The following is an 11,868-nucleotide window of genomic DNA, read 5'->3' as shown; positions in this document are numbered from 1 at the left end:
GGGTGTCTCCTCGGGCGCCGAACGGTTCGGGGGGTCGGGGGGTGCGGCGGTGGTGCGTTCGACGCCCTGCGGGGACACCCCGGCACACACCCGACCCCGCCGACACCGGCCCGGGTGGTGCCCCGCGCGGTGCGTTCGACGCCCTGCGGGGACACCCCGCCACACACCCGGCCCCGCCGACACCGGCCGGGTGGTGCCCCGCGCGGTGCGTTCGACGCCCTGCGGGGACACCCCGGCACACATCCGGCCCCGCCGGTGCCGGGCCGGGTGGGGTACCGGGTCCTCTAGAGGCGGACGAGAGTGATTTCTGTGGCCTTGACGCTGGTCCATACGTCCGTGGCTTCGGTGAGGGCGAGGTCGGCGGCGGCGTTGGGGGTGATTTCGGCTACCAGGTCGGGGGCGGTGGGGGAGGTGATCAGGAGGCGGAGGCGGCTGCCGACCGCGGTGATCTCGCGTACGGTGCCCGGCCAGACGTTGCGGGGGCTGCCGCCCGGGCGGTCGCGGTGGACTGACACCGCTTCCGGGGCGATGATCGCCAGGGCCTGTGAACCCTCGGGCAGTGCCTCGGCCACCACCAGGCGGCCGCCCCCCGCCAGCGCGAGTCCGTCCGGCGACGCGGTGCCCGGCCAGGCGTTGCGTCCCAGCATGCGGGCCACCCAGGGGGAGCGCGGGTGCCGGGTCACCTCGGCGGGCGGCGCGTCCTGGAGGGCTTCGCCGTCTGCCAGTACGAGCACCCGGTCGGCCAGCGACACCGCCTCGACCGGGTCGTGCGTCACGATCAGGCAGACCCCGCCGAAGCCGGCCAGGTGGGTGCGCAGGGTGTGCCGGACGTGGGCGCGCGTGGTCTGGTCGAGGGCTGCGAGCGGCTCGTCGAGCAGGAGGAGGCGGGGCCGGGCGGCGAGCGCGCGGGCCAGGGCGACGCGCTGGGCCTGGCCGCCGGACAGCTGGGCCGGCTTGCGGTGGGCGAGGTGGCCTACGCCGAGGCGGTCCAGCCAGGCCTGCGCCTCACGGCGGGCCTCGGCGCGCGGGACCCGGCGGGAGCGGAGCCCGTACGCGGTGTTGGCCAGGGCGTTCAGGTGCGGGAACAGCGCGCCGTCCTGCGGGACCCAGGCCACCTGCCGCTGGTGCGGGGGCAGAGCGGTGACGTCGGTGTCGCCGAGCCGCAGGTCGGCGTGGGAGCGCGGGGTCAGGCCGAGGAGGGCGCGCAGCAGAGTCGTCTTGCCGGAGCCGTTCTCGCCGACGACGGCGATGGTGGTGCCCGGTTCGGCGTCGAGGGTGAGCCGGTTGAAGCCGGTGATCGTGGCGTGCAGGGGCCACGCCTGCGTTGCCGCGGGCGGGGTCTCGGCGGTCGGGGCGTCCTTGTCCTCGGGGACCTGCGGCCCGCCGGCCTCGCGGGCGGGCGGGGCGCCCGTCCAGCGGCCGCGCAGGGCGACCAGGACGGTCATGGCGATCGCGAGGAGCAGCAGGGAGACGGAGGTGGCGGCCTCGGGCTGGTCCTGGAGCAGCAGGTACACCTGGAGCGGCAGGGTCTGGGTGGTGCCGGGCAGGTTTCCGGCGAAGGTGATGGTCGCGCCGAACTCGCCGAGCGCGCGGGCCCAGGTGAGCGCGGCGCCCGCGATCAGGCCGGGGGCGACCATGGGCAGGGTGACGGTGAAGAACACGCGGACCGGTGAGGCGCCCAGCGAGGCGGCGGTCTCCTCGTAGCTGTGCTTGAGGCCGCCGAGGGCGCCTTCCAGGCTGATGACCAGGAACGGCATGGCGACGAACGTGGCCGCGAGCACGGCGCCCGAGGTGTGGAAGGGCAGGGTGATCCCGAAGGTGCCCTCCAGCCAGGGCCCGAGCAGCCCGCGCCGACCGAAGCCGAGCAGCAGGGCGACACCGCCGACGGTCGGCGGCAGCACCATCGGGAGCAGCACGAGCGAGCGGACCAGGGCCTTCCCCCTGAACTCCACGCGCGCCAGCAGCCAGGCGAGCGGTACGCCGAGCAGCAGGGAGAGGCCGAGGGCCCACAGGGAGACCACGAGCGAGAGCTTCAGCGCCTGGACCACCCCGGGGCTCGCGAGGTGGGAGCCGAGCTCGCCCCACTGGGTGCGGGCGAGGATGCCGATGAGGGGCAGCAGCAGGAACGCGACGGCGAGCAGGGCGGGCAGGGCCAGGGCCACGGGGGGCCGGGTGCGGGTGCGGGGTCTGCTGCTCATGGGGGTTCCTGGCTGGTGGGGGCGGAGGTCGAGAGGGCGCCTACGCCTTCTGGAAGCCCGCGTCCTGGAGGATCTTCTGCGCTTCGGGGCCGCTCAGCCAGGCTACGAACGCGGCCGCGGCCTCGCCGTGCCGGGACTGCTTCAGCGCGGCGGCCGGGTAGGAGGCCACGGCGTTCTGGGCGTCCGGGATCTCCACGGTGGCGACCTTGTCCCCGGACTTGGCGGAGTCGGTCTTGTAGACGAGACCGGCGTCGGCTTCACCGAGCTCCACCTTCGCGAGGACGGCGCGGACGTTGGGCTCCTGGGAGACCGGCTTCACCTCGATCTTCTGGGCGTCGAGGATCTGCCTGCCGTAGCGGCCGACCGGGACCTCGGCGGCGGCGAGCACCACCTTGATCCCGGGGTCGGCGAGGTCGCCGAGCTCATCGATCCGGAACGGGTTGCCCTTGCCGGCGGCGATGACCAGACGGTTCTTGGCGATGACCGTGGCGTCACCGGTCTCGGCCTTCAGACCGTCCATGGTCCGGGTGTCGGCGGTGACCAGCGCGTCGGCCGGGGCGCCCTGCTTGACCTGGGCCGCGAGCTCCTGGGAACCGGCGAAGGAGAAGGTGATCCTCGTACCGGGGTGTGCCTTCTCGTACGCGGCGCCCGCGGCCTTGAAGGCATCGGTGAGGGAACTGGCGGCGAGGACGGTGAGATGCGCGCCCTCGGCCTCGGCGGCGGGCTTCGCGTCGCCGCAGGCGGCCAGCGGTACGAGCAGGGCGGCGGTCAGCGCGGCGGTCGCGGCGCGGCGGCGGGCCGGGGTGCGGGTCGGGGTCGGCGTCATGGGGGCTGTCCTCGGTGTTCAGGTGCGGTCGATGTGGACGCTGGTGGACTTCACGCGGGCGGTGGCCCGCATGCCGACCTCCAGCCCGAGCTCCTCGACGGCCTCGCGGGTGAGCAGGGAGACCAGGCGGTGAGGACCTGCCTGGATCTCGACCTGCGCTGCGACGTCACCCAGGGTGACGGCCGTGACGATGCCGGGAAAGGCGTTGCGTGCCGAGGTGTACGGCTCCGCGTTCTCGCCGTGGGCGCCCTGGCCGACCTCCAAGGAGAACGCCGCCAGGTCGCGGCCGTCGATCAGGCGTCGGCCGGCTTCGTCGCGATGGGTGGCGACCCGGCCGGCGTCGGCCCAGCGGCGCGCCGTGTCCGGGCTGACGCCCAGCAGGCGCGCCGCCTGTCCGATGGTGTAGGACTGCATGTGCGAGAGGTTATGGGCTGATCCGACGCATGTGCAATCTTGTTCTGAGGATCACCCTGGTAGGTGCGGTGGGGGTTGTCGTATCCGCCAAAAAGTCGTTGCCTCGCGCCGCGCCCGGATGGTTAGAGTCGGTGTATGGCTGATGAGGTAGCGCAGACGGGCACGGTGCGGGTCGACGCCTGGATCTGGTCCGTGCGTCTGACGAAGACCCGCTCGACCGCGGCGACGGCCTGCCGGGCGGGCCACGTGAAGGTCAACGGGGAACGCGCCAAGCCGGCGCAGCCGGTGCGCGCCGGTGACGAGGTGCGGCTCTTCCACGCCGGGCGGGAGCGGATCGTGGTCGTCAAGCGGCCCGTGTCCAAGCGGGTGGGCGCGCCGGTCGCCGCCGAGTGCCTGATCGACAACAGCCCCCCGCCGCCGACTCCCGTGGAGGCGGCCGTGGTCGGCATCCGCGACCGGGGCGCGGGCCGTCCGACGAAACGGGAGCGCCGCGAGATCGAGAACCTGCGGGGACGTTCGTAGCCGGTGCGGCGGCGCCCCCGTGCGCTTCGCCGCCTGCGGATCAGGCCTTCCGGTACGCGTAGGCCTCGGCGGCGGCCGAGGCCACCGCCGCCAGGGGGGCTCCGGCCGACGCGGCCACCACCGCCGCCACCGCGCCCTCGACGAAGGGGGCGTCGACCAGCTGGGAGCCGGGCGGCAGTTCCTCCTCCAGCAGCAGGGCCTTGACCGTCAGCACGGAGCTGCCCAGGTCCACCAGCAGCGCGACCCCGGCGCCCCCGTCCACCTCACGGGCCGCCGCGACGATCCGCTCCGCGCTCGTGCCGAGCCCGCCGGCGGCCGTTCCGCCCGCCGCGGCGACCGGGGCGAGGGCCCCGCCGGCCGCCAGGCCCCGGGCGAGCTCCGCCACGGCCTGGGCGACCTGGGCGCTGTGCGACACCAGCACGATGCCGACCATGGGCGGGCCCGTCCCGGCGCCCGTCACGCCGTGCCCTCGTCCGCGAGTGCCACGTCCGCGAGTGCCCGTAGCAGCAGCGCCGACGAGGTCGCGCCCGGATCCTGGTGACCGATGCTCCGCTCGCCCAGGTAACTGGCCCGGCCCTTGCGCGCCTGCATCGGCGCCGTCGCCACGGCGCCCTGCTCCGCCGCGTCCCCGGCCGCCCCGTACGAGGTGCTCAGCGCGGCCACGCCCGGCACCAGCGCGTCCAGCATCGTCTTGTCGCCCGGCGCCGCCCCGCCCAGCTGCGCCACCGCGGCCACGCCCGCGTACAGGGCCTGGCGCAGCTCCGCGTCGGACACCTCGGGCGCCTCCCCGAGGGCCTTGCCGGTGCGCCGTAGCAGCGTCCCGTACAGCGGCCCCGACGCGCCGCCGACGGTCGAGATCAGCGTCCTGCCGGCCAGTTGGAGCACCTCGCCCGGCGCTGCCGGAGCCTCGGCGTCCAGGGCCGCGAGCACCGCCGTGAAACCCCGCAGCAGATTGCTGCCGTGGTCGGCGTCCCCGATCGGGGAGTCGAGCTCGGTCAGCCGGTCCGCCTCGCGCTCCACCGCGGCCGCGGCCGCGGTCATCCAGCGCCGGAAGAACTCTGCGTCACGCACCGGATCTCCTCGCCTCGCATCGGTTCGGCCCGTCCCCGCCACCCTACGGTCAGCACCCCCACCGCAGCGCCGCCGTCCGGACGGGCGCGTCCCACAGCCGCAGCAGCTCCTCGTCGGCCCGGCACAGCGTCAGCGAACACCCCGCCATGTCCAGCGACGTGACGTAGTTGCCCACCAGCGCCCGCGCCACCGGCACTCCGCGTTCGCCCAGGATCCGCGCCACCTCGGCGTGGAGCCCGTACAGCTCCAGCAGGGGCGTCGCCCCCATCCCGTTGACCAGCGCCAGCACCGGCCCGTCGGCCGGACCCACCTGCGCCAGCTCCTCCAGCACGGCGCCCACCGCGACCTCCGCGATCTCCCGCGCCGACATCATCGCGCGCCGCTCCCGGCCCGGTTCGCCGTGGATCCCGATGCCCAACTCCAGTTCGCCGTCCGGAAGTTCGAAGGTCGGGCTGCCCTTCGCGGGCGTGGTGCAGGCGCTCAGCGCCACCCCGAAGCTCCGGGAGGCCGCGTTGACCCGCCGGGCGGTCGCGGCGACCTGCTCCAGGGGAGCCCCTTCCTCGGCCGCCGCCCCGGCGATCTTCTCGACGAAGAGGGTGGCCCCGGTGCCGCGCCGTCCGGCGGTGAACAGGCTGTCGGTGACCGCGACGTCGTCGTCGACGAGGACGCGCTCCACCCGCAGGCCGTCCTCCTCGGCGAGCTCGGCGGCCATCTCGAAGTTCAGGACGTCCCCGGTGTAGTTCTTGACGACGAACAGCACGCCCTGCCCGCCGTCCACGGCCGCGGCCGCCCGCAGCATCTGGTCGGGCACCGGTGAGGTGAACACCTCGCCGGGACACGCGGCCGACAGCATCCCGTACCCCACGAACCCGGCGTGCAGCGGCTCGTGGCCCGACCCGCCCCCGGACACCAGCCCGACCCGCCCGCCGTCCCGCGCGCCGCGCCGTACGACGACCCGCCGCTCCACGTCGACGTCGAGCTCCGGATGGGCGGCGGCCATGCCCCGCAGGGCGTCGGCGACCACGGTCTGCGGACTGTTGATCAGCATCCTCATGCGTATCTCCCGGCGAGGCTGACAGGTGACGGGCGGGGCGCGGTCTCTGCAGGTCTGACTTCGGTGACGCGCCGTCAGTCTACGAGCGGCCGCCCGCCCTCGGGGCGCGTCCCCGGGGCGCTGCGCGCCGCCCCTGCTCAGCCGACCCGCTGCGGCCAGCGGGGGTGGTGCCGGTCGATGACGTAGTGGTGCCCGTGCCGCCAGCCGTCCGTGGCGGGGCGGGCGTCCGTGAGGTGCGGGTGGCCCGCCGGCAGGTCCGGATGGACGTGTTCGAGCCGGTACGGGTCACGCGCGGGCCAGATCACGGCCGCGGCCGCGGTGGCGCCGAGGGCGACGGCGCCCAGGACCAGCGAGGTCAGCGGCAGGCCCGCTCCCGCGGCGAGCCAGCCGGCCAGCGGGTAGGTGAGCAGCCAGCAGCTGTGGGAGAGGGAGAACTGCGCGGCGAAGGCGGCGGGCAGGTCCGCGTCGGCGGTGGAGCGGCGGATCACGCGGCCCGCCGGAGTCAGTACGGCCGAGCAGGCGGCGCCCACCGCGGCCCAGGCGGCCAGGAACGCGGGCCAGGACCAGGCGCCCGGGGCGGTCGCGGTCAGGGCGGCGACGCCGGCCAGGACCACCGGAAGGGCGAAGGCGGCGCACAGCATCACGGCGCGGTCGGTGGCGCGGCGCAGGAGGCGGGGCAGGAGGAGCGCGGTCAGCATCGACCCGGCGCCGTACGCGCCGAGGGCGAGGGAGACGGCGCCGGCCGGGCGCTGGAAGTGGTCGCGGACGAGGGTGACGGTGTCGACGAAGACGATCGCTCCGGCGGCGGCCACCGCCAGGTCGAGCGCGAGCAGGGCCCGCAGCCGGGGGGTGGCCCAGAACAGGCGGGTGCCGAAGGCGGCTTTGGCGTAGAGGCCGCCGGTCCGCTCGACGGGGGCGGGCCGGGGCAGCACGGTGGCGACGATGAGCGCGGCGGAGGCGAGGAAGCCGACGGTCGTGCCCGCGAACAGCCAGTCGTAGGAGACCAGGGTCAGCAGGGCGGCGGCCAGCGCCGGGCTGAACAGGCTCTCCATGTCGTAGGCGAGCCGGGCCATCGACAGGGCCCGGGTGTAGTCGCGTTCGGCGGGCAGGACCTCGGGGACGGTGGCCTGGAAGGTGGGCGTGAAGGCCGCCGACGCCGCTTGGAGCGCGAAGACCAGGACGTGGATCTGCCAGATCTCGGTGACGAAGGGGAGCGCCGCCGCGATCCCGGCGCGGGTGAGGTCCATCGCCGCCATGAGGGCGCGGCGGGGGATCCGGTCCGCGAGCGCTCCGACCACGGGGCCGATGGCGACGTAGGCGACCATCTTGATCGCCAGCGCGGTGCCGAGCACGGCCGAGGCGCGGGCGCCCGCGAGGTCGTACGCGAGCAGGCTCAGCGCCACGGTGGCGAGCCCGGTGCCCACCAGGGCGATGACCTGGGCGGCGAACAGACGGCGGTACGTGCCGTTGCGCAGTACGGACAGCACGGGCAGCCCCCGTCCCGGTCGGCGGATCGCTCAGGGAGCCATGCTAGCCAACGCGTGCGCACCTGTGCACCTATTCGGGCCAGAGCCGGCGGTGCTCAGTCGTGCGGCGGGAGGGACCCGAGCTGGTGATCGGCGACGTTGAGCGCCTCGTCCACCAGCCGCCGCAGATGGCCGTGGCTCAGGGCGTAGACGACCCGGCGCCCGTCCTTGCGCGCGGTGACGAGCCCGGCCAGGCGGAGCTTGGCGAGGTGCTGGCTGACCGAGGGCCGGGCCGCCCCGCACGACGCGGTGAGGGTGGTGACGTCGGCCTCGCCCCGGCCGAGCCGCTCCATCAGCGCGAGGCGGGTGCGGTCCGCGAGCAGCGCCAGGACGGCCGCGGCGGCGTCGAGCCGGTCGTCCCGCACCGTCCCCCGGCCGGGCCGCCGCTCGCGCTCGCGCGGCTGCTCCGGCTCCGGCTCGTGCACCTGCTCCTGCTGCCGCTCCTGCTCCTGCGCGATCCGCGCACCTGCCAGGTGTTCGCCTGCGCTCATGGCCTCATCGTAGGGCCGCCACCCCCGCGAGCGTGCATGCTCGCGCACACGTACGAAGGCCCCGCCGCCCCCCGAGGGGAGTGACGGGGCCCTGGTACGGGCGATGCGCCTGCGGTCAGCCGAGCGCGGGCGCGTTCCGCTGAGCCGTCGCCTCCGCGCCGTCGGCGCGCACGGCCAGGAGCCGCTGGGCCAGGACGCCGAAGACGATGGCGAACACCGCCCACAGGACGAGCTGGACGGCCAGCGAGGCGATCCGGAACTCCCACAGCACGGCGGCGGGGAAACCGGGCTTGACCGCGTCGTCGTTCGCCGGCAGGAACACGAACGCGAGGGCGGCGGCCGCGACGAAGCCGCCGCCCGCCGCCAGCGTCGCGTTCCAGTTGCCCAGACGCGGTGCCAGCCGCCGTCCGATGATGATCGCGCCCACGCCCAGCAGCACGCTGAGCAGGATCATCAGGAAGAACAGCGTGGTGCGCTTGCCGATGGTGTCCGGGTTGCCCACCGCCGGCGGGGTGGCCGGGTACTTCAGGAACGGCACCAGATAGACGGTGGCGAAGGCGGCCCCGGCAGTCAGCGCCGCCGTGGCCCGCGGGCTGAACCGGCCGACGCGGCCCAGGGCGAACGAGAACGCGAGCGAGGCGATGCCGCCCAGCGCGACCCCGTAGACCAGGACGCCGGTGGCCAGCCCGAAGGTCGACTGCACCGGTCGGCTGACCAGCTCCTCCTCTTCTTCCGCGGCCCCGGCCGGCGCGGCGTCACCGCCGTGCCCCGCGTGCCCGGCGTGAGCACCCGCGGCGCCCGCGGCGTCCTGAGCGGCCTGGGCCTCCTCCACGGCGATGGAGTCCCGTACCGGGGGCTCACCGACCACGTAGGCGACGGCGAAGGCGAACAGACCGGCGATCAGGCCGGCCAGCATGCCGCGGACCAGCAGACCTCTGACTGTCGAGGCGTACATGTGCACGGCCTCTCAGTGGCAGGGGAAGCCGAGCAGGTGACGGCCGTCGTGGACCCACTCGTGCACGCCCTCACCGGAGAACAGGGCGGTGGCGCCCTGCTCGGCACCGACGAAGTACAGCGCGACGAGCATCAGGAGACCGACGAACAGCGCCCAGGGCAGCACCGCGCGGACGGGCAGCGGGGCGGACAGGGAACCGGCGGTGGTGGGGATGGCAGCGGATGCGACAGCCTCGGCCATGGTGGAACCTCCTCGGGGAACACGCGTCCCATACGGTGGTGCAGGACGACGGTCCTCGGGTCTGACTCGCCGCGGCGCCACCCCGGGGGGTGCCGCCACAGCACACAGTGGCGCGACCATGCCGGATTCTCACCGGACTTCCGTCTCGCCGTCGTCGCTATGTGGAAATGTCGCCGTGACGCTACCGTGCCCGGGGCTTTCGGCCAAGAGCGTGAGTCACTGATCACACATTTACAACGGACAACGCCGCCCGGCTGCTAGAATGATCACGCTGGCCTTCGGCGCGCGTCCCCAACAGACGTGTCCGGAGGCTTTTTTCATGCCTTCCGACCCTCAAGCGACCCCTGTCGCCGCCACCCCGCCCGCCCCCGCCGCCTCCGACCGCCACTCCACCACCGGCTACCGCGACCTGCTGCGCAATGTCGAGTTCACCGGCCTCTACGCCGGCTTCACCCTCACGGCTGCCGCCGGCACCCTGTCCGGCTTCGCCCTGGGATCCCTGGTCAACGACCGCACCGGTTCCCCGTTCCTGACGGCCGTGAGCATGTACGGCGCCACGTTCGCGACGGTCCTCGGCGCGCTGACGCTCATGTCGGTCGCGGACGGGAGGCGTCCCCGACGGACGCTCGTCGCCCTCCAGTTCGCCTCGCTGGTGGGCGTCGGCGCCCAGGCGGTCCCCGGGCTGCCGCTGACCGTCCGGTTCGGCCTGCTCCTGATGCTCGGCTTCCTCCAGTCGCTGGGGACCGGTACGCGCCTGGGTCTGCTCGCCGAGATCGTGCCCACCTCCGCCTACGCGACGGCGCGTTCGCTGATGAACATCACCTCCGGCGGCATGGCGGTCCTCGGCTACGCCGTCGGCGCGGTCCTGCTGCGCCACCTCGGTCCCTACGGAGTCTTCACCGTCGCCGCGGCCCTGACCGCCGTCGGGCTGGCCGTGGTGACGGCCACCGTCCGGGAGCACTCGATCCGGCTCACCCGCCGCCCCGGCCTGCGGCAGACCTGGGCGACGAACAAGGAGCTCTTCGCCCACCCCGGCCGACGGGCGCTGCTGCTGAACCTGTGGGTCCCCAACGGCCTGATCGTCGGCTGCGAGGCCCTGTTCATCTCCTACGACCCGCGCGGCGCCGGAACCCTGCTGGCCGCCGGGTCGGCGGGCATGCTCCTCGGCGACCTAGCCGTCGGCAGGCTGTTCAGCGCCGACCGGCGCCGCCGCAGCGCGTTCGCCCTGCGGCTGCTGCTCGCCGTGCCCTTCCTGGTGTTCGGGTTCCATCCGCCCACGCTGGTCGCGGCGGCCGCGGTGTTCCTCGCCGGCGCCGGGTTCGCGGCCACCCTGCCGCTCCAGGAGCAGCTGCTCGCGCTGACCCCCGACGCGGTACGCGGCCAGGTCCAGGGGGTCGAGTCCGCCGGGCGGATGACCTGGCAGGGCCTCGGCGCCGCGATCGCCGGCGGCTTGGCCCAGTACCTCGCCCCCGGCTCCGCGATCGCCCTCGCCGCCGCGGTCTCCGTCGCCGTCACGGTCCTCGCCGGGCCGGCCGTGTCCCGTACCGCCGGCACCGTCGGCACCGGCTGAGCCCGCACCGGCGGAACCGGCTGAGCCCGCCCCTCGTATTCGTGCAAGTGTTCGGTTGAGGGGTTAGGCTGGGGTCATGACCGCAGTCCAGAGCGTCCAGGGCCTTCAGGGCCTGCAGGGTTCACTCTTCGACCAGGCCGAGGAGATCCGCCTGGGTCCCCTCGCGGGCCTGCGACGGACGGTGCTCGGCGCCGGGGCGTGGGTCGACCACCTGCCCGGCTGGCTGACGGGCGCCGACGCGCTCTTCGAGCGGCTGGCGGCCGAGGTGCCCTGGCGCGCCGAGCGGCGCCAGATGTACGAGCGCGAGGTGGAGGTGCCCCGCCTGCTGGCCTTCTACGCCGAGGGCGAGGCCCTTCCGCACCCCTCGCTCACCGAGGCCCGCTCGGTCCTGAGCCGCCATTACGCCGCCGAACTCGGGGAGCCCTTCGTCACCGCCGGCCTGTGCCTGTACCGCGACGGCCGGGACAGCGTCGCCTGGCACGGGGACCGCACCGGCCGTTCCTCGACCGAGGACACCATGGTCGCGATCGTCTCCGTCGGCGACCCGCGCGACCTGGCCTTCCGGCCGCGCGGCGGCGGGCCCACCCTGCTCCGGCTGCCCCTGGGCCACGGTGACCTGGTCGTCATGGGCGGCTCCTGTCAGCGCACCATGGAGCACGCCGTGCCCAAGTCGGTGCGCGCGGTGGGTCCCCGCATCAGCGTCCAGTTCCGTCCCCGGGGCGTGCGCTGACCGCGGTGGCGGCCGCCGCGCGCAAGGACCGCAGGGCCAGCAGCAGGACCCCGATGTCGTCCAGGTACACCGGGTCGGGGATGAGGTCCACCGGCGAGACGGTGTAGAGCACGGCGACCCAGAACAGGGTCTTGTCGCGCAGCGGGATGCCCGCGTCGCGCAGCATCCGTCGCGCCGAGAGCACCCGTACGAGCAGCACGGCCGCGGCGATCGCGAGCCCGGCGGCGACGACCGCGGCCAGGGTGAGCCAGACCTTTGCGTCCATGGGGCC

Annotated in this window: 14 protein-coding genes and 1 riboswitch; of the genes, 3 read left to right on the top strand and 11 right to left on the bottom strand. The window is 74.6% G+C overall.

Annotated features, from left to right (window positions below; all coding sequences use genetic code 11):
- Positions 1-284: 284 nt before the first annotated feature.
- The 3 genes from ACF059_RS06465 to ACF059_RS06455 are packed head-to-tail and all read right to left on the bottom strand — an operon-like array spanning position 285 to position 3,438.
- Positions 285-2,198 (bottom strand): ABC transporter permease, encoded by a 1,914-nt coding sequence (locus ACF059_RS06465; protein WP_392052187.1) that lies wholly within the window; start codon positions 2,196-2,198, stop codon positions 285-287.
- A gap of 40 nt (positions 2,199-2,238) precedes the next feature.
- The gene (gene modA, locus ACF059_RS06460) at positions 2,239-3,024 is read right to left on the bottom strand and encodes a molybdate ABC transporter substrate-binding protein (protein WP_392052184.1); all 786 of its coding nucleotides are present in this window, start codon (positions 3,022-3,024) and stop codon (positions 2,239-2,241) included.
- Between the two features lie 18 nt (positions 3,025-3,042).
- Entirely contained in the window at positions 3,043-3,438 is a 396-nt protein-coding gene (locus tag ACF059_RS06455; protein WP_392052181.1) for a molybdopterin-binding protein, read from the bottom strand.
- Between the two features lie 135 nt (positions 3,439-3,573).
- Here ACF059_RS06455 and ACF059_RS06450 point away from each other — a divergent pair, with 135 nt between their 5' ends.
- Complete coding sequence (locus tag ACF059_RS06450) at positions 3,574-3,960, top strand: RNA-binding S4 domain-containing protein (RefSeq protein WP_392052178.1); 387 nt, start codon at positions 3,574-3,576, stop codon at positions 3,958-3,960.
- A 40-nt stretch (positions 3,961-4,000) separates the two neighbouring features.
- On the opposite strand, the gene ACF059_RS06445 is transcribed toward ACF059_RS06450, so the two are convergent.
- From ACF059_RS06445 to ACF059_RS06415, 7 genes are all read right to left on the bottom strand, one after another.
- Complete coding sequence (locus ACF059_RS06445) at positions 4,001-4,393, bottom strand: PTS-dependent dihydroxyacetone kinase phosphotransferase subunit DhaM (RefSeq protein ID WP_392053111.1); 393 nt, start codon at positions 4,391-4,393, stop codon at positions 4,001-4,003.
- A gap of 23 nt (positions 4,394-4,416) precedes the next feature.
- Positions 4,417-5,031: a dihydroxyacetone kinase subunit DhaL gene (gene dhaL / locus ACF059_RS06440; RefSeq protein ID WP_392052175.1), complete on the bottom strand. Its 615-nt coding sequence runs from the start codon at positions 5,029-5,031 to the stop codon at positions 4,417-4,419.
- A gap of 49 nt (positions 5,032-5,080) precedes the next feature.
- Positions 5,081-6,085, bottom strand: coding sequence for a dihydroxyacetone kinase subunit DhaK (gene dhaK, locus ACF059_RS06435; protein WP_392052172.1), 1,005 nt, complete (start codon positions 6,083-6,085; stop codon positions 5,081-5,083).
- A 137-nt stretch (positions 6,086-6,222) separates the two neighbouring features.
- On the bottom strand, positions 6,223-7,572 hold the full coding sequence (locus ACF059_RS06430) for an MFS transporter (RefSeq protein ID WP_392052169.1): 1,350 nt from the start codon (positions 7,570-7,572) through the stop codon (positions 6,223-6,225).
- A gap of 95 nt (positions 7,573-7,667) precedes the next feature.
- Positions 7,668-8,102, bottom strand: a complete 435-nt coding sequence (locus ACF059_RS06425; RefSeq protein ID WP_392052166.1) for an ArsR/SmtB family transcription factor — start codon at positions 8,100-8,102, stop codon at positions 7,668-7,670.
- A gap of 115 nt (positions 8,103-8,217) precedes the next feature.
- A complete protein-coding gene (locus ACF059_RS06420; protein ID WP_392052163.1) occupies positions 8,218-9,057 on the bottom strand; it encodes a CbtA family protein in 840 nt (279 codons plus the stop codon).
- A gap of 12 nt (positions 9,058-9,069) precedes the next feature.
- Positions 9,070-9,297, bottom strand: coding sequence for a CbtB-domain containing protein (locus ACF059_RS06415; protein WP_392052160.1), 228 nt, complete (start codon positions 9,295-9,297; stop codon positions 9,070-9,072).
- A 59-nt stretch (positions 9,298-9,356) separates the two neighbouring features.
- A riboswitch (cobalamin riboswitch) is annotated at positions 9,357-9,439 on the bottom strand.
- A 177-nt stretch (positions 9,440-9,616) separates the two neighbouring features.
- On the opposite strand from ACF059_RS06415, the gene ACF059_RS06410 reads away from it, so the two are divergent.
- The gene (locus ACF059_RS06410) at positions 9,617-10,867 is read left to right on the top strand and encodes a hypothetical protein (protein ID WP_392052157.1); all 1,251 of its coding nucleotides are present in this window, start codon (positions 9,617-9,619) and stop codon (positions 10,865-10,867) included.
- Between the two features lie 76 nt (positions 10,868-10,943).
- Positions 10,944-11,597, top strand: a complete 654-nt coding sequence (locus ACF059_RS06405; RefSeq protein WP_392052154.1) for an alpha-ketoglutarate-dependent dioxygenase AlkB — start codon at positions 10,944-10,946, stop codon at positions 11,595-11,597.
- On the opposite strand, the gene ACF059_RS06400 is transcribed toward ACF059_RS06405, so the two are convergent.
- The gene (locus ACF059_RS06400) at positions 11,563-11,862 is read right to left on the bottom strand and encodes a YkvA family protein (RefSeq protein WP_392052151.1); all 300 of its coding nucleotides are present in this window, start codon (positions 11,860-11,862) and stop codon (positions 11,563-11,565) included. The two genes, ACF059_RS06405 and ACF059_RS06400, sit on opposite strands and share 35 nt — an antisense overlap.
- Between the last annotated feature and the right edge of the window lie 6 nt (positions 11,863-11,868).

The sequence above is a fragment of the Streptomyces sp. NPDC016562 genome, from assembly GCF_043076955.1.
Taxonomy (GTDB): domain Bacteria; phylum Actinomycetota; class Actinomycetes; order Streptomycetales; family Streptomycetaceae; genus Streptomyces.
The sequence above is the reverse complement of the archived record's forward strand: the minus strand, read 5'-3'. Positions and strand labels throughout refer to the sequence as shown.